The sequence below is a fragment of the Amycolatopsis sp. NPDC045836 genome, assembly GCF_056431745.1.
Window position 1 is genome coordinate 91,402 of the sequence record NZ_JBWKKF010000011.1, and the last position, 25,363, is coordinate 116,764.

Here is a 25,363-nt window from a genome sequence, read left to right on the forward strand (position 1 = left end):
TGTGCTGGTTTCACGGCCGGGACCGGTCCCGCACCGGGTGGTGTCTACTGTGAGCCATGATCCGAACAGCCGTCGTCGTGCTGCTGGTGGCGGGCCTGCTCGCCGCGTGCGGGGAACCGGCACCGCCGGCCACCTCCACACCACCACCGGCGACTACCGCGGCCACCTCGTCCGACCCGGCGCCGCGGCAACACCTCCTGGAGCTGGAGGTGACCGGCACCGCCACCCTGTCCCTCACCTTCACCTTCGACGGGAAGGTCAGCGAGGAGAACGGGGTCACCCTGCCCTGGCGCAAGACGGTCGAGGTCCCCTACGGCACCGGCCGCCACGAATTCACGTTGACCATGCGGCACAGCGGCGGCACCCTGGCCGCGACGGCCACGGTCGACGGGAAGCCGCTGACGCAGACCGGGGGCAGCGGGTCACCCGGCAGCACCAACACCGCCAACCTGTCCGGCAGCTTCACCGACTGACCAGGGAAGGGCCGGACGCGGCACCGGCAAGGGAAAACCGGGCTTGTTCGGGACGAAACCGGGGCTCGCCGCGCGGATCAGCGATCGGCGTCCCGGCCGGGCAGGACGCGGCTGGTGCCGATGGAAAAGCCGATCGCCGCGCCGCCCCCGGTTCGGTTCCTGGCGAACGCCGCTCCGCCGTGGGCTTCGGCGATGCCGGCCACGATGGCCAGGCCGAGCCCGGAGCCGGGCAGCGATCGTGAGGTGTCCGCGCGGTAGAAGCGGTCGAAGAGCCGGTCGAGGTGCTCGGTGCCGCCTTCCCAGAGGTACAGCGCGCGGACCGGATCACCGCCCTCCCCGAAGTACGGCTGCCACGAGGTGAGCACGTGGTAGATCCGCCCGCCGACGATGCCGAACGGCACCGCCCACACCGCGATGTCGGCCACCACACCGGGTTCGCCACCGCGCTGGACCCGCCGCCGGGTGAGCCACACGGCCACGAGCACGCCGGCGATGATGCAGCTGCCGTAAGCCCGCAGAGGTATCGGCCCGAGTTGCCAAACCCCTGCGCCGGACTCGGAATCACGGCAAGAACCAAGGTTCCCCCCAGAATTCCCGCGACGACCTGACCACAGTTCCCGGCCTTTGTCAGCAGTTGCCCGAGAATCTCGAAAGTCGGTCTTCCGCGCTGCACCCGCCCGTTGCCGACGGGTATACGGCTATGGGTTTCGTGACGCGTGTCCTCCGGGCACCACGGATGCGCAGCCCCCTCGGCAGGAACCCGTCATCGAGTGTGCTCCGGGAGCACCGTGCCCAGCATGTGTCCAAGGGGAAGCCGGGCTCGTTCGTGGGGGCGACCGCCTGGCGCAGGGCGAGGGCGGTGTCGGCATTTCGATTTTCCGCGCGTCGAGCTGACCGGGGAGGTCGTGTTCATGCTCGGCCAGTGCCGGGTTTCCACCGGGTGGTGCCTGAAGGGGAGACCAGCACGATGTCGCCGTTCTCGTCGTATCGCGCGTCCGCCACATCTCGCACGGTCTGCAGGAGCACGCCCCGGCTGTCGTGTTCGTAAGCTGTTCCCGCCAGCAGAACCAGGAAATTCTCGCCGCCGAGGTCCGCGCGGATCCGGGCTTCGTCGCCGTATTCCTGCCGCCACAAAACCTCACCATCGAGGCCGGTGGTGACCAGGAGGGTGCGGTAGCCCGATCCGGTCAGCCCGTACTGGGCCACCACGGCCGCGTGCTCGGTGAATGCGCAGTCCCCGCCCGATTCCAGGCCGGGGATCGCCACACGGGTACCGTCTCGCAGAGCTATCAGGGTGGGCACCGGGTCGGAGACCACGACGTGGCGACCACCCGCATTGGCGCAGCCGAACAGCGTGCTGCTCTGCGCCGTCCAGTCTGTGGGTTCCCAGGCGGTTCCCCGGTGGAACGTGCGTACCGTGTAGCCCGAACCCCCGGTGTTGGCGACCAGCGCGATGGCAGCGCGGTTGTCGTTGGACGCCCGCCACGTCGTCCGTGTCCCGTCGACATCGACCTGCCGGCGTGTGGAGCCACTGGTGGACAGCAATGTCACCCGGTCACCAGCCGGGCGAACCTCTTGTACGACAGCGTCACCGGTGGCCGAGAGAAGGGTCGAGCCGGCGGTGAGGCCGGTGGCCGCCACGTCGGCCTTGCCGAGGGCGGTCGCCGGGACATCGATCCCGCTCACCGTTCCACTGGACGCGACGGCGTCGGGGCACTGGCGTGCACAAACCACCGCGGGCTGGGCCGCAGCCAGGTCGTTGCGTTCCCAGGCCCGGGTACCGAACCGGTCCGTCCCGCGCAGGGTGTCGGGCGCCCCGCCGGAGGCGCGCAGCAGTACCGCGCCGCGGCTGTCCGCGTCCAGGATGACCCAGGCCACGTGCTCGCCGGCCGGGGCACTGCGCTGAACGGGGGGCGCGGTGCAGGCGCCACCGGCGACGGCGACCAGGGCCAGGAGCCCGACGCCCGTGGCCTTGGCCGACGCGGACCTTCGTGACGCCGGACGGCTGGCTGCCAAGGTCAGATGTTGCGGGTGACGAACGAGCACCAGAACTTGTCGTCGTCGGCGAGCGGGATGTCGAACTTGATCCAGAACCCGACGTGCTCGTCCGGGTGGTAGGCCGCGGTGTCGGCGTTCAGCGCGAACTTGGGGTGGGCGGTGCTGGTGTAGGTGTAGTTGCCGGCGATGTTGTCCGCTCCGCGCCGGACGATCTCCCGCCCGCCCGCGAACAGCTGGATGGAGATGTTGCTCTCGTTGCCCAGCGAACCGTCGGCGCGGAAGGAAGTGCCGGTCCAGTGGTGCACGCCCGCGGACGGGGTGGTGTACCACGCCGAACCGGACAGCTTGTTCTGGTGCACCCACACATCGAGGCAACTGCCGCTGAGCTGTCCCGCCGCACCGGCCGCCGGGGCCTGGGCCAGCAGTGCGGCACCCGCCATGGCAACGACCGAGGCCGAGGCGGTGAACCTGCGCCAGCGGCGCTTCGAAGACGCAGCGAACTTGGCAGACATGACTCTGGTCCTTCCCCCACGCGGATGCCTCACCGTCGAGCCCGTCCAGAATCCGCATTGACATGAGTTGATGACGGCCCCAGAACCATAAGCTGAGATGGATGAAGGCGTCAATCCACCGGAAGCCGCGGCCTCGGCCCACAGCCGCGATGCGGCTGTGGGCGGAGATCGCCGCGGCGCTGGGGACAACAGCGGAATCAGGACTGTCTGGGTTGCCGGTGAGGACCGCGGATCGGCTGCCTGGAACGTCGGCGGCGCGCAGGAAGGCGGCAATGAGCACGAAAGACCAAGCCGCTGCTTGTTCGCCTCGGTTTCGGGGTGTCCGCAGAACGGGCCGTTGGCCGGAGCGGCAACACCGGGCCTGAAAGCACGACCCTGGACGATCACGACCGGCGGTTCGCTGGTCTCCCTGGGCGAAACCGGAACGGTTGGTGGGCCTGCGCACTCATGGAGCAGATCAGTGGCAGACCGTCCCGCTCCGGTCGGGAAGGCGCCGGGAACTGGACGGTCAGACTTCCTCGCGCACGGCGAACACGGCACGCGTGGTGTAGTGCATGGTGAATTCCCCGCCGAGGGCGTCGATCGCGGCGCCTGCCTCTGCCAGGACGGTGGTCAGTTTGGCCGAGTCGAGCTGGGTGAAGGCGCCCCAGGTCGGCACCAGGTCCAGCCATTCGTCCCGTTGGTAGCGGCGGGTCCATTCGTACTTCCGGTGGGTCGGCGTGGCGAAGGCGCCGGTGGCGTGGATTTCCCCGGCGGCCTTGTCGGCCAGTGGCTGGTAGCCGTGCTTGGCGACCTGCCGGAAGTCGAACGGGGAATCCGGGCAGGCGCGTGAGTGGGCCGCCGCGAGGGGGTCGCCGACCTCGGGGGGCGGGATGAATTCGTGCCAGAACACGGCCAGGGTGCCGCCGGGGCGCAGTGCTTGCGCGGCCTTCAGCGGACCGGCGGCCGGGTCGACCCAGTGCCACGCCTGCCCGGCGAGCACCACGTCGAACCGCCGGTTGCCGGGGTCCCACGCCTCGAAGGTGGCGACCTCCACCTCGACACCGGTGTGGCGGGCGAACAGCGCCATCCGCTCGTCCGGTTCCACGCCGAGGACGGTGCAGCCCGCCGCCTGGAACTGGCGGGCGGCGATACCGGTGCCGCAGCCGACGTCGAGCACCGTGCGCCCGGGTGCGGCGGCGATGGTGTCCGCCACCAGTTCGGCGGGGTAGGCGGGACGGGTCCGGTCGTAGCGTTCGGCGTCCGAGCCGAAGGACTCAGCTATAGTGGGCATGTGCCCACGCTAGTGGGCAAGCGCCCACTTGAGCAAGGAGGAAGATGCCGACCGGGGTGGCGTTGCGCGCGGTGCGGGCGCAGTTGTTCGAAGCGGCCGACCGGGTGCTCCTCCGGGACGGGCCGAGCGGCCTGACCAGCCGGGCGGTCACCACCGAAGCCGGTTGCGCGAAAGGCGTGCTGCACCGGCACTTCGCCGACTTCGACGCCTTCCTCGCCGAGTTCGTGCTCGACCGCGTGGAGCGGATGGGCGAACAGGCGAAGTCGCTGCGTGAAGCCGCCGGGCGCGGCACCGTCGCCGACAACCTGACCGACGCGCTGATCGCGGTGTTCGGCTCGGTCGCGGTGTCGATCGTCGCGCTGCTCACCTTCCGGGACGAACTGCGGGCGCGCCTGCGCGAGACCTGGCCCGCCGGGGTGCCGGTGCTGACCGAGGCCGTGGGCCTGATCGCCGGCTACCTCACCGCCGAACGCGCCCTCGGCAGGCTCGCCGCGGACGCCGAAGTCGACGCCCTGGCACCGATGCTGGTCGGCTCCGCGCACCTGCTCTTCGCCGACCGGACGGGACCCGCCCCGGAACGAGCGGCCGTCCACGCGATGGTGACCAGGGTGCTGCCGCGGAATCCGGATTGACACGGTGCTCGGGTGGAGCGGAAGATCATCCGCGACCCCGTGAGGAACCAAGTCATGCCCGTGCCCGCCGATCCGACGGTGCTCCACCCGATGCCGGGGCAGGAGCGGGTGGTGCTGCTCAAACCGCTGGTGCGCTCGCCGCTGATCGAGGTGGGGGACTACACCCACTACGACGACCCCGACCACGCCACCGCCTTCGAGACCCGCAACGTGCTCTACCACTACGGGCCGGAGAAGCTGGTGATCGGGCGGTTCTGTGCGCTGGGCACCGGGACGCGGTTCATCATGAACGGCGCCAACCACCGGATGGACGGCCCGTCCACCTTCCCCTTCCCGATCATGGGCGGGTCCTGGGCGGACCACTTCGACCTGATCACCGGACTGCCCGCCCGCGGGGACACCGTGGTCGGGCACGACGTGTGGTTCGGGCACGGCGCGCTGGTGCTGCCCGGCGTGCGGATCGGGCACGGTGCGGTGATCGCCTCCGGGGCGGTGGTCACCTCGGACGTGCCCGACTACGGCATCGCCGGCGGCAACCCGGCCAAGCTCATCCGCCTGCGGTACACCCCCGGCGAGATCGACCGGCTGCTCGCGGTGGCGTGGTGGGACTGGCCGGTCGAGCACCTCACCGAGCACGTGCGCACGATCATGGCCGGTACCGTCGGCGAACTCGAAGCGGCGGCCCCAACCGGACTCGAGTGAGCCGAGACAGCCGGGTCCTACGATGGCACCATGCGCTTTCGCCGGTTGTCCCTGGCACTCACCGCGGTTCTGACGATCAGCCTCGGCGGAACCGCCGCGGCGGCGGATTCCGGCGGCCAGCTGCTCCACTACAACCACGCCTACGGGGTGGTCGACCGCGAAACCGCCGACGCCATCGAGCACTCGGCCTACCTGCGCGAGTTCGCCGACTTCGAGGTCCGCACCTCCACCGGGGCCGGCGGCAACACCTGGACCGGCCGGTACCTCAAGGGCCGCGAAACCTATCTCGAGGTGTTCGGCGTCGGGGACCTGACCGGCCAGGACGGTGAGCTGGGTGCCGGCGGCATGGGCGTGTCGACCGAGCGGGAAGGCGACTTCGAAGTCGTCCTGCGGAACCTGCGCGACCTGGGCGTGACCGATCCGTTCGAGTTCCAGCAGACGCGCGACTTCGGCGACGGCATCCCGGTGCCCTGGTTCGACGCGGTGTACACCACCGTCGAGTACGACCGCTTCGGCGCCTGGGGCATGGAATACCGGCAGGAGTACTTCGCCGATCCGCGCAGCGGCACCGAACCGGCCAGCCACCCCGGTGACGTCGGCCGCGAGCGGTACCTGCCCGACGGCTACCGCGACCACCTGATGCGCGACGTCACCGGCATCCGGCTGGCGCTCACCGCCCGCGACCTCGGCAACACCGTGCCGCTGCTGCGCGCGGGCGGGTTCACCGTGGTGGACGTGCCCGGCGGGGTGGTGGCCAAGGGCGGCGGCACCACCATCCGCCTCGACGCCGTGCCGCTCGGCCACACCGGCCTGCGCCAGGTGGAGCTGGCGCTCAACCGGCCGGTGGCCCACCGGCACACCGAGCGGATCGGGCATTCGGAACTGGCGGTCGGCCCCGGCTCGCGGGCGGTGTGGACGTTCACCCCGTAGAACGGAATGCCGGAGCCGGAACCGGGGTTGAATGGCGGCATGAAGGCGATCACCCAGGCCGGCTACGGCGGGCCGGACCAGCTCACCCTGACCGAACACCCGGAACCGAAGGTCGGCCCCAGCGAGGTGCTGATCGAGGTGCGTGCCGCCGGGGTCAACCCGGTGGACTGGAAACTGGGCGCCGGTTACCTGGACCCGATCATGGAGGTCCAGTTCCCGCTGGTGCCCGGCTGGGACGTGGCCGGGGTGGTCACCGCGCTCGGCCCGGACGTGCCGGAGTTCGCCGTCGGGGACGAGGTCTACGGCTACATCCGCAAGGATTCGGCGCACCTCGGTGCCTACGCCGAGCGCGTGGCGGCGAACGTGCGCATGCTCGCCCGCAAGCCGGCCGCGCTGAACTGGGCGCAGGCGGCGGGGGTGCCGCTGGCCGGGCTGACCGCGCTGCAGTCGATCGACCGGGTCGAGGTGGGCCGTGGCGACACCGTGCTGGTCCACGGCGCGTCCGGCGGCGTGGGTTCGCTCGGTGTCCAGCTCGCCGTCGCCCGCGGGGCCAGGGTGATCGGCACGGCCAGCGAGCGGAACCACGAGTTCCTGCGGTCGCTGGGCGCCGAGCCGGTGACCTACGGCGAGGGCCTGGCCGACCGGGTGCGGTCGCTGGCGGGCGACGGGGTGGACGTGGTGCTGGACTTCGCCGGCGGCGGAGCCGTGCACGATTCCGCCGGGGTGCACCGGACCCCCGGGCGGCTGGTGTCCATTGCCGACGGGGACGCCGCCGAACTGGGCGGGCACGTGCTCTGGGTGCGTCCCGACGCGGCCCGGCTGACCGAACTGGCGCGGCTGGCCGACGAGGGCAAGCTCACCGTGCACGTCGAGCACGAACTGCCGCTGGCCGAAGCCGCCCGCGCGTGGGAACTCAGCCAGCAGGGCCGCACGCGCGGGAAGATCGTGCTGACCGTCTGACCCTACAATCCAGTGCATGACCGACGAGTTCGAGCCGCTGCTGGCCGCGATCGGCCCCCGGTTGCGTGCCCTGCGCAAGCGGGCGGGTGACACGCTCGCGGCCGCGGCGGAGCGGACCGGGATCTCGGTGAGCACGCTGTCGCGCCTGGAATCCGGGCACCGGACGCCGACGCTGGCGTTGCTGCTCCCGCTGGCGCGGGCCTACCGGGTCGCGCTCGACGAACTGGTCGACCCGCCGCCGACCGGGGATCCGCGGCTGCACCCGCGCCCGATCACCCGCCACGGCATGACCGCGCTGCCGCTGACCACCGGCCGGGCCGAGCTGCGCGCGTTCAAGAGCGTGCTGCCCGCCGGGCCGGTCGGCCGGGTGCCCGAACCGCGGTCGCACCGGGGTTACCACTGGCTGTACGTGCTCAGCGGGCGCCTGCGCGTGGTGCTCGGTGAGCGCGATTTCGCCCTGGGCACCGGGGAAGCGGTCGAGTTCGACACCTGGGTCCCGCACTGGTTCGGCAACGCCGAGCCCGAGGCGGTCGAATTCCTCAGCGTGCTCAGCGTTTCGGGGGAGCGGATCCGGCTGAAGGTGCGGCCGGAGGACTTCGCCGGGGTGGTGGCGCAGGGGCGGCGGCACGCCCCCGCGCCCCGCCTCAGTTGAGCACGTTGCCGTTGCCCGGCCGGTCCGGGCGGGAGCGGCGGGCGTCCAGGTGCACGTAGGTGCGCTGCAGCCAGCGGTCCCGGCCGTCGTAGCGGGGGCGGAACGAGGTGCGCCCGTGCACCGCGATGCGGTTGTCCACGACGGCCAGGTCACCCGGGCTGAGCACGAACGTGCGGCGCACCGCGTCGAACGCCTCACGCAGCTGGTCGAGGGCGCCGGCCGCGGTCACGTCGAGCGGGTCGGTGCTGGCGAAGTCGACGCGGATGTCCGGGTCCGCCGGGTCGCCGTCGAGCACCGGGCGCGGTAGCGGGGTCTCCGCGCCTTCGAACGAACCGGGTGCCGAGGTGATGAACCTCGGCTGCCCCAGCACCTCCCGCGTGTGCTCCGGCAGCAGTTCCACCGCGCACCGCACCGACGAGGTCAGCAGGCCCGCCACGTTGTCGTGGTCGTTGCGCAGGCACATCAGGATCACGTAGTCCGGGCTGTTGCGGTGGAAGGCGTTCTCGGTGTGCATCTTCAGCCGCACCGAGCCGGCGTTGCCCTGGAAGTCCTCCTTGCCGGGCACCGGCACCACGTTCTGCACCAGCGCCCCGCCCTTCTCCTGGCGGAAGGCGACCACTTCGCCGAGTTGCATGCTGGTCAGCACCAGCGACGACGCGGGCACCGTGGGGTGCTGCTGCACCGAGCCGGGCACGGTGGGGGTCGGGGGCAGCGCGTCCTCGTCGACCGGGAGCCCGCGCACCTGCAGCACACCCTCCCGGCCGGGGTCGCGGCGGAACCGGCGCACGGCGGCACCCAGCGCGGACGGCAGCCTGCTGGCCGCCTCCCTGGCGCGGTCGACCCACACCGGGTCGTCGATCCGGCCCGCGGGATCGGCCAGTTCGGCGGCCAGGCCCCGCACCGCCTGCCGGTCGGCTTCGGACAGCACATGCGACATCGGGGCGCCCGCCTCGGTGCCGATGCCGTCGAGCTGCAGCGTCATCTGGAAATCCCTTCTGTGACAGCACGTGCGGCGAGCATCGCCGGGGCGGCGCGGCGCCCACATCACCCATGTGGTCACCCGGGAAGCCGATAGCAACATGGGTGATGTGGCCGGGAGCCCGCGGCGGACATGGTGGTCGTGCCGGGCGATCCCCGGTGCCCGATCACTTCCTCCCCGTCCCCGTCGTCCCGCGCTGAAGGGGGTGAGCCGCGATGAACAACAACAACCTGAACAACAACGTGAACAACAACAACCTGAACAACAACAACGCGAACAACAACTGATTCGGTGCTCCGCGGTCCTGGCCGGTGCGCGCACCGGCCAGGATCCCCGCACCAGACGGGATTCAGCATGGAACACGCACTGTCGGTGGGGCAGGAGGCGTTGTGGTTCATCAACCGGATGGCCCCGGACAGCGCCGCCTACAACGTGGTCTTCACCCTGCGGCTGCACAACCGGCTGGACGTGCCCGCGCTCGCCCGCGCGACCGCGCTGACCGCCGAACGGCACGACACCCTGCGCTCGGTGTTCACCGAGATCGACGGGGTGCCGCGGCGGGTGGTCAGCGACGGCGGCCTGTTCCGCCTGGAGGTCCGCGACGTCGGTGACGTGGGCGAGGAGGTGCTGGCCGCGCTGGCCCGCGCCGAGGTGATCCGCCCGTTCCAGCTGCCCGCCGGTGCACCGGCCCGGCTGGTGCTGCTGCGCCGCGCCCCCGACGACGCGCTGCTGGTCTTCGTCAGCCACCACATCGCACTGGACCTGCCGTCGCAGGTGCTGGTGCTGGAGGACCTGCTCGACGCCTACCAGGCGCTGCGGGCGGGCGGCACGCCCGGCTGGGCCCCGCTCAAGGCCACCTACGACGACTTCGTCACCGCCGAACGGCGCCTGCTCGACTCCCCGCGCGCCGAGGAGCTGGCGGCCTACTGGCGTGAGCTGTGCGAAGGCGCCCCCGCCGTGCTCGACCTGCCCACCGACCGGCCGCGGCCCGGGCACCAGCGGATGCGCGGCGCGACGCACGTGTTCCAGATGCCCGAGGACATCGTCGCCGGGCTGGTGCCCGCCTCGCGGGCCGTGCGGACCACACCGGCGCGGTACCTGATCGGGCTGTTCCAGGCGCTGCTGCACCGCTATTCCGGCCAGCGCGACTTCCTGATCGGCTGCGCGGCCACCTCCACCATGGGCCTGAACCGCCAGGGCGTGGCGGGTTACTTCGTCAACTCGATCCCGCTGCGCACCCGCTGCGGCCCGGACTCGACCTTCCGCGAGGTGCTCGCCGAGACCAGCGGGCAGCTGCGCGAGGGCATGGCGCGGGTCGACTACCCGTCCGCGCTGCTGCCGCGCGCGCTCGGCCGGACGCGGGCGTCCGGCACCTCCGGCCTGTTCCAGGTGCTGGCCACCTCGGTCACCGCCCGGCGGCAGGCGACGCTGCTCTCGCTCGCCTCCGGCGGGCACGGTGCCACCGCCGACCACGCCGGCCTGCGGCTGTCCACCTTCGACGTGCCGCAGCAGGAGGGCCAGTTCGACGTGACGCTGGAGGTGGTGCGCGACAGCACCTCCATCCGGTGCGCGCTCAAGTACGACACCGATCTGTTCGACGCGGGCACGATCGCGCGGCTGGCCGAGCACTTCCGGCTGCTCATCCGCGCCGCCTACACCGATCCCGGCCGCCCGGTGGCCGGCGTGCCGCTGCTCGACGACACCGAGCGGGCCAGGCTGCTTGCCTTCGCCACCGGCCAACCACTGACCGCCGCTTCCTACGGAGGAAAACGATGACCTTTCCCGGCGACACCGGCCCCGGCTACCGGGTCGTGGTGAACAGCGAAGAGCAGTACTCCCTGTGGCCCGCGCGGCGCGAGCTGCCCGCCGGGTGGCGGCCGGAGGGCACCGAAGGCAGCCGGGAAGCCTGCCTCGCGCGGATCGGCGAGGTGTGGCAGGACCTGCGGCCGCTGAGCGTGCGGACCACCGGGGTCAGGTCGTGACCGCCGTGCTGCTGCACGAGGCGTTCGCCCAGCAGGTCGTGCGCACCCCCGGTGCGGTCGCCGCGATCGACGGCTGGGACAGCGCCACCTACGCCGAACTCGACCGCCGCGCCGGGCGGGTGGCGGCCGAACTGCACGAACGCGGCTGCACCCCCGGCGACGTGGTCGGCGTGCGGCTGCGCCGCGGGATCGACCTGGTGGCGGCCCTGCTGGGGGTGTGGCGGACCGGCGGGGCGTACGTGCCGCTGGACCCGGCCCACCCCGAGGACCGCATCGACGGCATCGTCGCCGAAACCGGCGCCCGGATCGTGCTCACCGACGAGTCCGTCGCCGAGCTGACCGCGGTGCCCGGCCACGCACCCGCCGTGCCCCGGCCCGCCCTCACCCCGGACCACCCGGCCTACGTCATCTACACCTCCGGCTCCACCGGGCGGCCCAAGGGCGCCGTGGTCACCCACGGCGGCATCGCCAACCGGGTGCACTGGACCGTGCGGACCCACGGCCTGTCCCCGGCCGACCGCGTGCTGCAGAAGACCTCGCTGTCGTTCGACGCGGCGGGCTGGGAGGTCTTCGCGCCGCTGGTCAGCGGGGGCACGGTGGTGCTGGCCCCGGCCGGTGCCGAACGCGACCCCGGCACCATGGTCGAGGCGGTCGTCCGCGACGGGGTGACCGTGCTGCAGGTGGTGCCCTCGGTGCTGCGGCTGCTGGTCGCCGAGCCGCGGCTGGCCGAGTGCACCTCGCTGCGGCTGCTGTTCTCCGCCGGGGAGGCGCTGCAGGCCGAGCTGTGCCAGCAGGTGTGGGCGAAGCTGCCGGTCGAGCTGTGGAACACCTACGGCCCCACCGAGTGCGCCATCGACGCCACCGCCTACCGCTGCGACCCCGCGCAGACCACCGGCCCGGTGCCGATCGGCGCGCCGATCAGCGGTGACCACGTGGTGGTGCTCGACGAGCACGGTGAACTGACCCCGATCGGCCTGGCCGGGGAGCTCTACATCGGCGGCGCCGGGGTCGGCCTCGGTTACGCCGGTCAGCCGGAGCTGACCGCCGAGCGCTTCGTGCCCGACCCGCTGGGCCCGCCGGGGGCGCGGCTGTACCGCACCGGCGACCGCGCGCGCTGGCGCGAGGACGGCATGCTCGACTACCTCGGCCGCCTCGACGACCAGGTGAAGGTCAACGGCGTGCGGATCGAGCCGGGTGAGGTCGAAGCCGCGTTGCGCGTGCACCCCGCGGTGCGCGGCGGGGCCGTGCTCGCGGTCCCCGGTCCCGGTGGTGAACTGCGCCTGGCGGCGTTCGTGGTGGGTGAGGCCGAGCCCGCCGCGCTGCGCACCTTCCTGCGCGGGCGGCTGCCTGAGCACCTGGTGCCGACGCTGGTGGTGCCGGTGGCCGAACTGCCGCTGACCACCAGCGGCAAGGTCGACCGCACCGCGCTGCGGGCGATGGACCTGGACGCGCTGGCCGGGCGGCCCGGGTACCAGGCCCCCGCCACGCCCGCCGAGCAGGTGGTCGCCGAGGCGTGGGCGGAACTGCTCGAGGTGGACCGCGTCGGGGCCGAGGACGACTTCTTCCAATTGGGCGGGCATTCCCTGCTGATCACCCGGCTGGCCGAGTGGCTGCGGGCGCGGACCGGCAGGCGGATCGAGGTCCGGCACCTGTTCGCCGCCTCCACCGTGCGCACGCAGGCCGCGTTGCTGTCCACGAAGGACGTGGAAGCGGCGCCGGAGCCGGTGGCCCGCCCGGACGGCCGGTTGCCGCTGTCGTCCGGCCAGCGGCGCCTGTGGTTCCTGGAGCAACTGCGCCAGGGCGACCAGGAGTACATCGTGCCGCTGTTCCTCACCGTGCCCGCCGGCATCGGGCGGGACGAGGTCGCGCGGGCGCTGAACCTGCTGGCGGAACGGCACGAAGTGCTGCGCACCCGGTACGTGGTGCACGACAACGAGCCGTGCCAGGTCATCGATCCGGCCGGTGCGGTCGAACTGCGCGTGGCCGGGCCGGGCGAAGCCGAAGCCGAGCTGTTCGCCGCGGAACTGGCCCGCGGCTTCGACCTGGCGCGGGGCCCGGTCTGGCGCGCGCTGCTGGTGGACCGCCAGGACGCCGGGAGCCTGCTGCTGGTCACCGCGCACCACATCGCCGTCGACGGCCGGTCGCTGGCGGTGCTGACCGACGAGTTCGCGCGGCTGTGCCAGGGCGAGGAACTGCCCGCCCCCGCGTTGCAGTACGCCGACCACGCGATCCGGCAGCGGCGGGCGCTGACCGGGGCGTTGCTGGAGGAGCAGCTGGCGTACTGGCGCGACGCGCTCGACGGGGTGCACCCGCTGGAGCTGCCGGTGGACCGCCCCCGGGCCGCCGAACGCGATTCCCGTGGTGCGGTGCTGGACTTCACGCTGCCGCCGGAGGTGGCGGGCGCGTTGCTGGCGCAGGGCCGCCGTGCCGGGGCGACGCCGTTCATGTCGCTGCTGACCGTGTTCACCGTGCTGCTCGCCCGCTACAGCCGGGACTGGGACGTGGTGGTCGGCACGCCGGTCGCCGGGCGGACCGCGCCCGAGGCCGAGTCCGCGGTCGGCTTCTTCCTCAACTCCCTGGCGCTGCGGGCGAAGCTGACCCCGGAGCTGAGCTTCACCGAGGCGCTCGGCCGGGTGCGGGCCGCCTGCACGGGTGCCTTCGCCCACGCCGACCTGCCGTTCGAGCGGCTGGTCGAGGAGATCCAGCCGGGCCGCGACCTGGCCAGGACCCCGGTGTACCAGGTGATCTTCGACCTGCACGACGCCGACCTGGCCGAAGCGGGCACGAACGGGGTCGACGCGGAGACGATGCGGTCGATCTGGCGCACCGCGAAAACCGATCTCACGCTGATCATGCGCACGCACGCGGACGGCACGCTCGACGGCATCCTCGAATACGCCACCGCGTTGTTCGACGAGGCCACCATCGAACGGCTGGGCGCTAACTTCGTGCGGCTGGCCGAATCGCTGACCGCGGCACCGGACGCCCCGGTCGGCACCGCCGGGCTCGTCGCGGACGCCGAACGCGAACTGCTGCTGCGCTCCTGGAACGACACGGCCACCGAGCAGCCGTCCCGGCCGGTGCACCTGGCGATCGCCGAGCAGGCGGCCCGGCGGCCGGACGCGGTGGCGCTGGTGCACGACGGCGGCACCGTCAGCTACGGCGAGCTGGACCGCGAGGCGAACCGCTTCGCGAACCTGCTGCGGTCGCGGGGCGTCACCGCCGAATCCGTGGTCGGTGTGCTGCTGGACCGCGGGCCGGACCTGGTGGCGGCGTTGCTCGGCGTGTGGAAGGCCGGGGGCGCCCACCTGCCGCTGGACCCGTCGTTCCCGGCCGACCGCGTGCGGCACCTGCTCGCCGATTCCGGGGCGGAACTGCTGGTGTCCGACGCGGACCTGGCCGGGGGCCTGGAGGTCGAGCGGTTCCTGGTCGACCTCGACCGCGCGGAGCTGGCGCGGCAGTCCGACGAGGCACCGGCAGAAGCCGGCGGCGGGCTGGACCGGCTGGCGTACCTGATCTACACCTCCGGTTCGACCGGCACGCCGAAGGGTGTCGCGGTGGCGCACCGCGGGCTGGCGAACTACCTGGACTGGTCGGTCGGCGCGTACGCCGCGCACGGCACCGGTGGCGCGCCGCTGTTCACCTCCATCGCCTACGACCTCGGCCTGCCGAACCTCTACACCCCGCTGCTCACCGGGCAGCCGGTGCACCTGTTCCCGCAGGAGTTCGACCTGACCAAGCTCGGCCCGATGCTGGCCGACGCGGGCCCGTTCAGCTTCGTCAAGCTCGCGCCCGCGCAGCTGGAACTGGTGCTCGGGCAGCTGGCCGACGCCGGTCCGGTGCCGCTGGCGGAACTGGTCAGCGCCGCCGGTGACTGGGTGCCCGCCACGCTGGCGGACCGCTGGCGCGCGGTGACCGGGCGGCCGGACGCGCGCTTCGCCGCCGAATACGGCCCGACCGAGATCACCGTGGGCAACTCGGCGCTGTTCCCCGGAGCGGGGGAGCGGGTGCACGAGTTCCTGTCCATCGGCAGCCCGATCCCGAACACCACCATGTACGTGCTCGACGAGTACCTGGAGCCGCTGCCGATCGGCGTGGTGGGCGAAATCCACATCGGCGGCATCGGCGTGGCCAGGGGGTACACCGGCAGGCCGGAGCTGACCGCGGAGAAGTTCCTGCCGGACCCGCACGGGACCCCGGGCGGGCGGCTCTACCGGACCGGCGACCTCGGCCGGGTGCTGCCCGACGGCACGGTGGAGTTCCGCGGCCGCGCCGACAACCAGGTCAAGGTGCGCGGGTACCGGGTGGAACTCGGCGCGGTGGAGGCCGCCATCCTGGCGCACCCCGAGGTGCGCGAGACCGTGGTCGTCCTCAGCGGCCAGAAACTGGTCGCCTACCACGTCGGTGGCGCGGACCTGGGCGAGTTCCTGGCGGACTCGCTGCCGCGCCACGAAATCCCCAGCGTGTTCGTGCCGATGGAGGCGCTGCCGCTGACCGCCAACGGCAAGGTGGACCGCCGGGCGCTGCCGGAACCGGACGCGGCGCAGGCGCCGGAGCAGGCCGGTCAGGCGCCGCGCACGGTGCTGGAACGCCGCATCGCCGCCATCTGGTCCCGGGTGCTCGGCAGGCGCATCGGCGTGCACGACAACTTCTTCGACCTCGGCGGGCATTCGATGTCGGCCGCCACGGTGGTGTCCATGCTGCGGCAGGAGTTCGACCTGGAGATCGGCATGCGCGCGTTGTTCGACGCGCCGACCGTGGCCGGGCTCGCCGGAACCGTCGGCGACCTGATCAGAGCCGAGATCGACGGACTCAGCGCGGCCGAAGTGCGCGCGCGCAGCAAGGAGGCCCAGCGATGACCATGCAGGAAACCGAGCTCTACCGCGAAGAGCTGGTGCGCCGCCGGATGGCGGGCAGCTCGGCGGGCAACCGGGTGTCGATCGGGCCCGCCGACCGGACCGCGCCGCTGCGGCTGTCGTTCGGGCAGCGGCAGCAGTGGTTCCTCAACCGGCTGGACCCGGGCAGCCCCGAGTACCTGGTGCCGCTGGCGCTGCGGTTGCGCGGCCCGCTGGACACCGGGGCGCTGCGCCGGGTGTGGGCGGAACTGGTGTCCCGCCACGAAATCCTGCGCACCCGGTACGAGCTGGCTGGTGACGAACCGGTGCAGCTGGTCGACCCGCCGTCCGAACCGCGGTGGACCGAGATCGAGGTGCCCGGCGAAGAGGCCGCGGTGGCGCGGGCCGAGCAGGAGGCGCTGCGCCCGTTCGACCTGGAGCGCGAGCACCCGCTGCGGCTGACCCTGCTGCGCATCGGCGAGCACGACCACCTGCTGCTGGCGGTGTTCCACCACATCGCCTCCGACGAGGTGTCGCAGGAGGTGCTGCTCAGCGAACTCGGCGCGCTGTACCTGGCGTTCGCCGCCGGGCAGCCCTCGCCGCTGCCGCCACCCGCCGTGCAGTACGCCGATTTCGCCGCCTGGCAACGGGATTTCTTCTCAGACGCGGCCATGGAGCAGCACCTGTGGTACTGGCGCGACCAGCTGGCCGACGCCCCGCGGCTCGAACTGCCCACCGACCACCCGAGGCCGCCGGTGCGCGGCTGGCGGGGGGCGGGCGTGCCGGTGCACATCCCCGCGGGCACCGCGAACGCGCTGCGGGAGCTGGCCAAGGCCGGGGACGCCACCCCGTTCATGGTGCTGCTGACCGCGTTCCAGTGCCTGCTCGCCCGCTACACCGGCCAGGACGACGTCACCGTGGGCACCATGGTCTCCGGCCGCACGCACCCCGAACTCGACGGGCTGCTCGGGTACGTGATGAACAGCCTGGCGCTGCGCCTGCGGATCTCCGGCGAGCCGTCGTTCGAGGACGTGCTGGCGCGCAACCGGATCACCGTGCTGGAGGCGCTCGACCGGCAGGCCGTGCCGTTCAGCAGGCTGGTCGACGAGCTGCAGCCCGAGCGCGACATGTCGGTCACGCCGCTGTTCCAGGTCGCGTTCACCATGCACGCGCTGCCGGTGCTCGGCGGTGACCTGGCCGGGCTGCGGGTGGAGTACGTGGACCTGAAGTGGCAGGTGGCCAAGTTCGACCTGGCGCTGCGGCTGGCCGAACTGCCGGACGGCTCGATCGGCGGGCAGGTCGAGTACGCCACCGGCCTGTTCGAGGCGCCGACCGCGCGGCGGCTGGCCGAGCACTACACGCGCCTGCTGGAGAGCATCGCCACCGCACCCGGCACCGGCGTGCACGAGCTGGACGTGCTGCCCGAGCCGGAACGCGCGCGCCTGGTCCGGCAGGCGGGCCGGGCCGAGGTCGACCCCGAAGCGCGCTGCCTGCACGAGGTGTTCGCCGAGCAGGCCGCCCGCACCCCGGACGGGGTGGCGGTCACCTGCGACGGCGCGGGCCTGAGCTACGCCGAACTGGACCGCCGCGCCAACCGGCTCGCCCACCACCTGCGTGAGCTCGGCGCGGTGCCGGAAACCCTGGTCGGGGTCTGCCTCGACCGCGGTCCGGACCTGGTGCCCACGCTGCTCGGCGTGACCAAGTCCGGCGCGGGGTACCTGCCGCTCGATCCGGCCTACCCGGCCGACCGGCTGCGCTTCATGCTCGAGGACGCCGCGGCCCCGCTGGTGGTCACCACCGCCAAGCACCTGGACCTGGTGCGGGAAGTCCACTCCGGACGGATCGTGGTGCTCGACGGTGACGACCGAGCCGCGGTCTCGGCCGCCCCCGGGACCGCGCCCGAGCCGTTGAGCGGCCCGGAGAACCTCGCCTACGTCATCTACACCTCCGGCTCCACCGGGCGGCCGAAGGGCGTCTGCGTCACCCACGCCAACGTGCACGGCCTGCTGCGGGCCGCGCAGCTGCACTACGGCTTCGGCGCCGACGACAGCTGGTCGATGTTCCACTCCTACGCCTTCGACGTGTCGGTGTGGGAGATGTGGGGTGCGCTGCTGCACGGCGGGAAGCTGGTCGTGGTGCCGTTCGCCGTGTCGCGGTCGCCGGAGGAGTTCCTCGACCTGCTGGTGCGCGAACGCGTCACCGTGCTGTCGCAGACCCCGTCGGCCTTCCGCTCGCTGGTCGCCGCCGCCGAAGCCGGCGACCCCCGCCTGGCGGAGCTGTCGCTGAGCGCGGTGGTGTTCGCGGGGGAGAAGCTGGAGCAGCGTGAACTCGCGCCGTGGGTGCGGCGGTTCGGGCTGAGCCGCCCGGCGCTGATCAACATGTACGGCATCACCGAGACCTGCGTGCACTCCACCTTCCACGCGCTGACCGAGGCGGACCTGGAGCCGGGCGCGGGCAACCCGGTCGGCCACCCGCTCGACGGCGAGCGCATCCACCTGCTCGACCGGCACGGCAACCTGGTGCCGACCGGGATGCCGGGGGAGATGCACGTCGGCGGGCACGGGGTGGCCAGGGGTTATCTCGGGCGCCCGGAGCTGACCGCCGAACGGTTCGTGCCGGACCCGTTCGGCGCCCCCGGTGACCGGCTCTACCGCAGCGGCGACCTGGCGCGGCGGCTGCCCGACGGCAGCCTGGAGTTCCTCGGCCGCATCGACCACCAGGTCAAGCTCCGCGGGTTCCGCATCGAACTCGGCGAGATCGCGGCCGTGCTGGCCGGGCACCCGTCGGTGCGCGACGCGGTGGTCGTGCTGCGTGAGGACACCCCCGGCGACAAGCGGCTGGTGGCCTACCTGGTGACCGACGAGGCCGATCCCGGCGAGCTGCGGGCGCTGGCGGCCAAGTCGCTGCCGGACTACATGGTGCCGGCCGCCTACGTGGTGCTCGACCGGATTCCCCTGACCACCAACGGGAAACTGGATCGCCGCGCGCTGCCGGAGCCGGACGGCGCGGCGATGCGGGCAGCCGGTGAGGTGACCGCCCCGCGCACGGTGACCGAGGCGCGCATGGCCTCGATCTGGCGGGAGGCGCTGGACACCGGCACGCTCGGCGTGCACGACGGCTTCTTCGAAGTCGGCGGCGACTCGATCCGGGCGGTGGCACTGGTCGGCGCGCTGCGCACGGCCGGGTTCGACGTCTCGGTGCGCGACATCTTCGAATACCGCACCATCGCCCAGCTCGCGGCCTTCTGCGACGAGCGTTCGGCACCGGCGCCCATCGACACGCCGGTGGCGCCGTTCGAGCTGATCACCGCCGAGGACCGCGCGCGGCTGGCGCCGGGGGTGACCGACGCGTACCCGATGTCGCAGGTGCAGACCGGCATGCTGGTGGAGATGCTGGCCGGCGGATCGGACCACATCTACCACAACATCAGTTCGTTCAAGGTCAACGACGAGGAGGAGTTCGACTTCGAAGCGCTGCGGGCCGCCGCGGCACTGGTGGTCGACCGGCACGAGATCCTGCGCACCTCGCTCGACGCCACCTCGTTCTCGGTGCCGATGCAGCTGGTGCACGCCGAGGCGACCATGTCGGTCGGCATGCGCGACCTGCGCGGGCAGGACGAGCGCACCCAGCTGGGCGCGCTGCGGAAGTTCACCGCCGCCGAGCGGGCCGAGCTGTTCGACGTCGCCGTGCCCCCGCTGATCCGGCTGTTCGCGCACGTGGTCGGCGACGGCTGGTGGCTGTCCATCACCGAGTGCCACGCCGTGCTGGAGGGCTGGAGCTACCACTCGCTGCTGATGGAGATCCTCACCGCCTACGGGCGGCTGCGCGACGGCCACGACGCGGACCTGGCGGCGCTGCCCGAGGTGCGCTACGCCGACTTCATCGCCGCCGAACTCGATTCGCTGGACTCGGCGGAGGATCGCCGGTACTGGAAGGACGTCGTCGCGCGGCAGCCGAAGATCGAGCTGCCGCAGGGCTGGAAGGACCCGGAACCCGGGCTGCCGTACCGCGTCGACCTGTCGTGCACGGACCTGATGGACGGGCTGCGCGGGCTGGCCACCTCGCTGGGGGTGTCGCTCAAGAGCATCTGGCACGCCGGTTACCTGAAGGTGATGAGCATGCTCACCGACCAGGAGGCGTTCAGCACCGGCCTGGTCTGCGACACCCGGCCCGAACTGCTCGGCGCCGACCGGGTGTTCGGCATGTACCTCAACACCGTGCCGTTCGGCTTCGACCGCTCGGCGGCCACCTGGCGCGAGCTGATCCGCTCGACCTACTCCCGGCAGGTCGAGCTGTGGCCGCACCGGCGGTTCCCGCTGCCGGAGATCCACCGCGAGACCGGTTCGCCGGACCGGCTGATCGACACCTTCTTCATCTACCTCGACTTCCACGTGGTCGACGTGGGCCTGGTCGACGGCGACACGGTGATCGACGACAGCCCCAACGAGTTCGCGCTGCAGATGGGCGTGATGGGGGACCGGCTGATGCTGCACACCCGGACCGACGTGGTGCGCCGCGCCGACGGTGAGCGGCTGGCCGCGATGTACCGGGCGGTGCTGGAGGCGATGATCGCCGACCCGGACGGCGACGCCAGGCAGGCGTGCCTGCCCGCCGGCGAGCGCGAGCTGGTGCTGAACACCTGGAACCAGACCGAACGGCCCCTCGACGGTGAAGGTCTCGTGGAGCGGGTGCGGGCGGTGGCTGCTCGGCAGCCGGCTTCGGTGGCCGTGACCGACGACCGCGAAACCCTGACCTACGCGCAGCTCGTCGGCCGTGCGAGCGCGGTTTCCGGGCAGCTGGACGGCGCCGAACCGGGCTGGCTGGTCGCCGTGCTGGCCGATCCCGGGACGCGGTTCGTCACCGCGGTGCTCGGGGTGCTCGGGGCGGGCGCGGCCTACCTCCCGCTCGACACCGCCGCGCCCGAGGCGCGGACGGCACGGCTGCTGGCCGACAGCGGCGCGCGGGTCGTGCTGGTCACCCCGGAGCACGCCGGGCACGCGGCCAGGGCCGCCGCCGGGACGGGCGCGGAGATCGTGGTGCTCGGCGACGAGCAGCACACCGAGTTGCTGCCACCGCGGGGCGGGGAGCACGACCTGGCGTACGTGCTCTACACCTCCGGTTCCACGGGCGCGCCGAAGGGCGCGATGGTGCACCGCCGCGGCATGGTCAACCACCTGCTGGCCAAGGTCGAGGACCTGGCGCTGACCGGGGCCGACTCGGTGGTGCAGAACGCGCCGCTGACCTTCGACGTGTCGATCTGGCAGATGCTGGCCGCGTTGCTGACCGGCGGCCGGGTGCGGGTGGTGACCCCGGCCTGCGCCGCCGATCCCGCCGCGTTGTTCGGCACGGTGGAGGCCGAGGCGATCAGCGTGCTGGAAGTGGTGCCGTCGCTGCTGCGGGCGGCGCTGGACGACTGGGACGCCGGTGCCCCGGTGCCGCCGCTGGGCGCGTTGCGCTGGCTGGTGGTCACCGGTGAGGCGCTGCCGCCGGAACTGTGCACCCGGTGGTTCGCGCGGTTCCCCGGCATCCCGGTGGTCAACGCCTACGGGCCGACCGAGTGCTCGGACGACGTCACGCACGCCGTGCTCACCGAACCGCTGCCCGCCGGGGCCGCACTGGTGCCGATCGGCCGGGCGATCCGGAACACGCGGCTGTACGTGCTCGACGCGCACCGCCGCCCGTCGCCGATCGGGGTGCCCGGTGAGCTGTACGTCGGTGGTGAGGGCGTCGGCCACGGTTACCTCGGTGACCCCGAGCGGACCGCGCAGGCGTTCGTGCCGGACCCGTTCACCGGCAAGGGACTGCTCTACCGCACCGGGGACCGCGTGCGCTACCGGCCGGACGGGCAGCTGGAGTTCATCGGCCGCCGCGACAACCAGGTCAAGATCCGCGGGCAGCGGGTGGAACTCGGGGAGGTCGAAGCCGCGCTGCGGGCGGTGCCCGGCGTGCGGGACGCCGCGGCGAAGGCCGCCGGTGGCCGCCTCATCGGCTACCTGGTCGGCGAGGCCGACCGGGAAGCCGTGCGGGCCGAACTCGCCAAGACCGTGCCGGAGCACCTGGTGCCCTCGGCGTTGCTCGTGCTCGACGCGCTCCCGCTGACCGCCAACGGGAAGGTCGACCGCAAGGCGCTGCCGGACCCGGACCGCTCGCAGCTGGCCGAGGAACCGGCGGTGGCGCCCCGCACCGAAACCGAGCGGCGGATCGCCGAGGTCTGGGGCTCGGTGCTCGGTGTGGCCGGGATCGGCGTGACGGACGACTTCTTCACCGTGGGCGGGGATTCGATCCGCACGCTGACCGTGGTCGCCGGCCTGCGCACGGCCGGGTTCACCGTGTCCGTGCGCGACGTGTTCGAAACCCGCACCGTCGAGGCACTGGCCGCCCGCCTGGACGCGGCGGCCGGCGGCAGCGGCCGGGCACTGGCCTGGCTGCGCAACCGGGACACCGCCCCGGCGCTGTACTGCGTGCACCCGCAGGGCGGCAGCGCGCACTGGTTCCTGCCGCTGGCCGACCGGGTGGGCCGGTCGGTGGCCGCCTTCGAAGCCCCCGACGGCGTGGGCGACGGACCGGTCGAGCTGACCGAACTGGCCGCGCGCTACGTGGCCGAGATGCAACCGGAGGGCCGGTTCGCGCTGCTGGGCTGGTCTTCCGGCGCGACGCTGGCCTGGGAGATGGCGCGGCAGCTCGCCGAGGCCCGGACCCCGGCGGCGGCGCTGGTGCTGATCGACCCGATCGGCGACCCGGCGGTCTCCCCGGAGGTGGTCACCAGCGACGTGCTGACCGACCGCCTGGCCGAACTGTGCGCGCAGCCGGAACTGGCGCCCACCGGCGAGGTCGAATCGCTGCTGCGGCTGGCCGGGTTGTCGGCCGACTCGGGCGACCTGGCGGCCATGCGCCGCCAGGTGTACCGGGCGCGGGCGCTGACCGAGGCGATGTACGGCTACCGCTACCCGGTGGCCGGCACGCCGATCCGACTGGTGATCACCGACGAGTGCGCCGAGGAACGCCACGGGGTGCTCCGCGGCCTGTCCTACGCCGGCTACCTCGCGCACTGGCGGGAGCTGGCCGGTGGCGGGCTGACCGTGCACCGGATGGCCGGTGAGCACGAGGAGGCCCTCCGGCCGCGGCGGGCCGGTGAACTCGCGGCGCTGGTCCAGGCGCTGCTGTCCGACGGAGGAACGCGATGACCGAGTTGCTCGCTGCACCGACCAAGCTCACCAGGAACCTGTTGTCCCTCAACGATCTGAGCGAGCAGGACCTGCAGTACGTGATCAGCCGCGGCGCGGCGTACGCGGCGGGTGCCGAGCCGGGCGCCCCGCTCGACGGGGCCGTCGTGGGCGTCTACTTCGAGAAGACCTCGACCCGCACGCGGACCGCCTTCTCCAGCGGTGCCCTGCGGCTGGGCGGGCGGCTGATCACCTACGGCCCCGGCGACCTCCAGCTGAACACCGGCGAAACACTGGCCGACACCGGCCGCGTGCTCGCCGCCATGCTGGACGTGCTGATCGCGCGGACCACGCTGCCCGCCGCCGACCTCGCCGAACTGGCGGGCCACGGCATCCCGGTGATCAACGCGATGAACGTAGAGGAGCACCCCACCCAGGGCCTGACCGACCTCACCACGTTGTTCTGCCACTTCAGCCGGATCAGCGGCCTGCGCGTGCTCTACGTCGGCGAGGGCAACAACACCGCGGCGGCACTGGCGCTGGGGCTGACCCGGTTCCCCGGCACGGTGCTGGAACTGCGCACCCCGCCGGGGTACGGGCTGGCCAAGCCGATCGTGCAGACCGCCGCCGAGCAGGCCGCCCGGTGCGGTGCCTCGATCACCGAACGGCACGACATGGCCGCGCTGCCCGGCGGGTTCGACGCCATCTACACCACCCGCTGGCAGACCACCGGAACGGCGAAGGCCGACCCGGACTGGCGGTCGGTGTTCGCGCCGTTCACCGTGCACGCCGGGCTCTGGGACGCCAGCCCGGACGCGGTGTTCCTGCACGACCTGCCCGCGCACCGCGGCGAGGAGGTCACCGCCGAGGTCCTCGACGGCCCGATGAGCCTGGCTTTCCGGCAGGCGCAGCACAAACTGCACAGCGCGATGGCGGTGCTGGACTGGTGCGCGGGGCCCGCCGAATCCCGGCGGGCCCGGCGGTGACCGCCGCCGGGACGACGGCCCCGGACCGGGGACTGCGCGGCAACCGCGAGTTCCTGCTGCTGTGGTCCGGGGCCGGGCTGTCCTTCCTCGGCTCGCGGCTGAGCGCCTTCGCCTATCCGCTGATCGTGTTGTGGGCCACCGGTTCCGCGGCCGCCGCCGGGCTGATCACCTTCGCCGCGCAGCTGCCCTACCTGGTGGTGCAGTTGCCCGCCGGGGTGATCGTGGACCGCTTCGACCGGCGGCGGCTGCTGATCGCCTGCGATCTGGGCAGGCTGGTCGCGGTCGGCAGCATCCCGATCGGCATGGTCTTCGGCGGGCTGAACCTGTGGCACCTGTCGGTGGTCGCCTTCGTCGAGGGCGCGTTCACCGTGGTGTACCGGATCACCGAGCGCGCGGCCCTGCCCAGCGTGGTGCCCGAACAGCACCTGACCACGGCGATGTCGCGCAACGAAGCCAGGGAACAGGGCGCCGGGCTGCTCGGGCAGCCGGGGGCGGGGGTGCTCAGCGCGGTGACGCAGTGGTTCCCGTTCCTGGCCACCGCGGTGCTGCACGCCTTCTCCCTCGGCACGGTGCTGATGATCAAGAAGAAGCTGCAGGCCGAACCGCGGTCGGCCGAACCGCAGAAACCGCTGGCGGCGCTGCTGGAAGGACTGCGGTGGCTGGGCGGGCACCGGTTCGCCCGTGCCGCGGCCGGGTTGATCGCGGTGAGCAACCTGCTGTTCCAGGTGCTGGTGCTGACCGTGCTGGTGATCGTGCGCGAGGACGGCGGTTCGCAGGCGGTGGCCGCACTGGTCTCGGCGGTCAGCGGGGTCGGCGGCCTGCTCGGTGCGCTCGGTGCCACCTTCTGGATCCGCCGGGTTTCCCTGCCGGCACTGGTGATCGGGGCGAACGCGCTGTGGGCGCTGCTGGTGCCGGCCACACTGCTCGTCACCGGGGACCCGGTGCTGCTCGGCGCGGTGTTCGGGCTGATGTCCTACGTCGGTGCGGTGTGGACCGTGGCGGTCAGCGCCTACCTGGTGCGGATCGTGCCGGACCACCTGCGCGGCCGGGTGACCAGTGTGGCTTCGCTGCTGGCCTACGGGCCGCTGGCCTTCGGTTCGCTGCTCGGCGGTTTCGCACTGGCCGCGCTCGGCGTGAGCGGCACGGTGCTGGCCGTCGGCGGGGTGATGGCGGGGTTGACCGTGCTCGCCGCCGCCAGCCCCGGGGTGCGCTCGCTTTCCCGATAGAAACAGCGTCATGAAATGGGGCTCCCGCGACTCATCCGGTCGCGGGAGCCCCATTTTCGC

At 72.6% G+C, this 25,363-nt stretch carries 17 protein-coding genes and 1 pseudogene; 12 read left to right on the forward strand and 6 right to left on the reverse strand.

Annotation, left to right across the window (positions count from 1 at the left end; translation table 11 throughout):
* Positions 1–56 precede the first annotated feature (56 nt).
* Positions 57–473 carry a hypothetical protein gene (locus tag AC07EG_RS22095; RefSeq protein WP_478255031.1) on the forward strand — a complete coding sequence of 139 codons (417 nt, stop codon included), beginning with the start codon at positions 57–59 and terminating at the stop codon, positions 471–473.
* A 77-nt stretch (positions 474–550) separates the two neighbouring features.
* On the opposite strand, the gene AC07EG_RS22100 is transcribed toward AC07EG_RS22095, so the two are convergent.
* The 5 genes and pseudogenes from AC07EG_RS22100 to AC07EG_RS22120 form a co-directional block, all read right to left on the reverse strand.
* Positions 551–784: an ATP-binding protein gene (locus tag AC07EG_RS22100; protein ID WP_478255219.1), complete on the reverse strand. Its 234-nt coding sequence runs from the start codon at positions 782–784 to the stop codon at positions 551–553.
* A pseudogene (locus tag AC07EG_RS22105) lies at positions 764–1,050 on the reverse strand (prolipoprotein diacylglyceryl transferase family protein); the annotation flags it as partial. The gene AC07EG_RS22100 and the pseudogene AC07EG_RS22105, both read right to left, overlap by 21 nt.
* A gap of 332 nt (positions 1,051–1,382) precedes the next feature.
* Positions 1,383–2,489, reverse strand: coding sequence for a hypothetical protein (locus AC07EG_RS22110; RefSeq protein ID WP_478255032.1), 1,107 nt, complete (start codon positions 2,487–2,489; stop codon positions 1,383–1,385).
* Between the two features lie 2 nt (positions 2,490–2,491).
* On the reverse strand, positions 2,492–2,983 hold the full coding sequence (locus tag AC07EG_RS22115; RefSeq protein WP_478255033.1) for a hypothetical protein: 492 nt from the start codon (positions 2,981–2,983) through the stop codon (positions 2,492–2,494).
* A 508-nt stretch (positions 2,984–3,491) separates the two neighbouring features.
* Positions 3,492–4,256: a class I SAM-dependent methyltransferase gene (locus tag AC07EG_RS22120; RefSeq protein WP_478255034.1), complete on the reverse strand. Its 765-nt coding sequence runs from the start codon at positions 4,254–4,256 to the stop codon at positions 3,492–3,494.
* Between the two features lie 44 nt (positions 4,257–4,300).
* Here AC07EG_RS22120 and AC07EG_RS22125 point away from each other — a divergent pair, with 44 nt between their 5' ends.
* The 5 genes from AC07EG_RS22125 to AC07EG_RS22145 are packed head-to-tail and all read left to right on the forward strand — an operon-like array spanning position 4,301 to position 8,132.
* The gene (locus AC07EG_RS22125) at positions 4,301–4,888 is read left to right on the forward strand and encodes a TetR/AcrR family transcriptional regulator (RefSeq protein ID WP_478255035.1); all 588 of its coding nucleotides are present in this window, start codon (positions 4,301–4,303) and stop codon (positions 4,886–4,888) included.
* Between the two features lie 54 nt (positions 4,889–4,942).
* A complete protein-coding gene (locus AC07EG_RS22130) occupies positions 4,943–5,590 on the forward strand; it encodes a CatB-related O-acetyltransferase (protein ID WP_478255036.1) in 648 nt (215 codons plus the stop codon).
* A 30-nt stretch (positions 5,591–5,620) separates the two neighbouring features.
* Positions 5,621–6,520 (forward strand): DUF5829 family protein, encoded by a 900-nt coding sequence (locus AC07EG_RS22135; RefSeq protein ID WP_478255037.1) that lies wholly within the window; start codon positions 5,621–5,623, stop codon positions 6,518–6,520.
* 39 nt (positions 6,521–6,559) lie between these two features.
* On the forward strand, positions 6,560–7,480 hold the full coding sequence (locus tag AC07EG_RS22140; RefSeq protein ID WP_478255038.1) for an NADP-dependent oxidoreductase: 921 nt from the start codon (positions 6,560–6,562) through the stop codon (positions 7,478–7,480).
* A gap of 16 nt (positions 7,481–7,496) precedes the next feature.
* Positions 7,497–8,132: a helix-turn-helix domain-containing protein gene (locus tag AC07EG_RS22145; protein WP_478255039.1), complete on the forward strand. Its 636-nt coding sequence runs from the start codon at positions 7,497–7,499 to the stop codon at positions 8,130–8,132.
* Here the strand turns inward: AC07EG_RS22145 and AC07EG_RS22150 are convergent.
* Complete coding sequence (locus AC07EG_RS22150) at positions 8,125–9,114, reverse strand: TauD/TfdA family dioxygenase (RefSeq protein WP_478255040.1); 990 nt, start codon at positions 9,112–9,114, stop codon at positions 8,125–8,127. The two genes, AC07EG_RS22145 and AC07EG_RS22150, sit on opposite strands and share 8 nt — an antisense overlap.
* A 351-nt stretch (positions 9,115–9,465) precedes the next feature.
* On the opposite strand from AC07EG_RS22150, the gene AC07EG_RS22155 reads away from it, so the two are divergent.
* The 6 genes from AC07EG_RS22155 to AC07EG_RS22180 are packed head-to-tail and all read left to right on the forward strand — an operon-like array spanning position 9,466 to position 25,303.
* The gene (locus AC07EG_RS22155) at positions 9,466–10,887 is read left to right on the forward strand and encodes a condensation domain-containing protein (protein ID WP_478255041.1); all 1,422 of its coding nucleotides are present in this window, start codon (positions 9,466–9,468) and stop codon (positions 10,885–10,887) included.
* Complete coding sequence (locus AC07EG_RS22160) at positions 10,884–11,093, forward strand: MbtH family protein (RefSeq protein WP_478255042.1); 210 nt, start codon at positions 10,884–10,886, stop codon at positions 11,091–11,093. Before AC07EG_RS22155 ends, AC07EG_RS22160 begins: the two co-directional genes overlap by 4 nt.
* Complete coding sequence (locus AC07EG_RS22165) at positions 11,090–15,952, forward strand: amino acid adenylation domain-containing protein (RefSeq protein WP_478255043.1); 4,863 nt, start codon at positions 11,090–11,092, stop codon at positions 15,950–15,952. Before AC07EG_RS22160 ends, AC07EG_RS22165 begins: the two co-directional genes overlap by 4 nt.
* Positions 15,949–23,112, forward strand: a complete 7,164-nt coding sequence (locus tag AC07EG_RS22170; protein ID WP_478255044.1) for an amino acid adenylation domain-containing protein — start codon at positions 15,949–15,951, stop codon at positions 23,110–23,112. The genes AC07EG_RS22165 and AC07EG_RS22170 overlap by 4 nt, the downstream gene beginning before the upstream one ends.
* Positions 23,109–24,077 carry an ornithine carbamoyltransferase gene (locus AC07EG_RS22175; protein ID WP_478255045.1) on the forward strand — a complete coding sequence of 323 codons (969 nt, stop codon included), beginning with the start codon at positions 23,109–23,111 and terminating at the stop codon, positions 24,075–24,077. The genes AC07EG_RS22170 and AC07EG_RS22175 overlap by 4 nt, the downstream gene beginning before the upstream one ends.
* The gene (locus tag AC07EG_RS22180; RefSeq protein WP_478255046.1) at positions 24,038–25,303 is read left to right on the forward strand and encodes an MFS transporter; all 1,266 of its coding nucleotides are present in this window, start codon (positions 24,038–24,040) and stop codon (positions 25,301–25,303) included. The genes AC07EG_RS22175 and AC07EG_RS22180 overlap by 40 nt, the downstream gene beginning before the upstream one ends.
* Positions 25,304–25,363 lie beyond the last annotated feature (60 nt).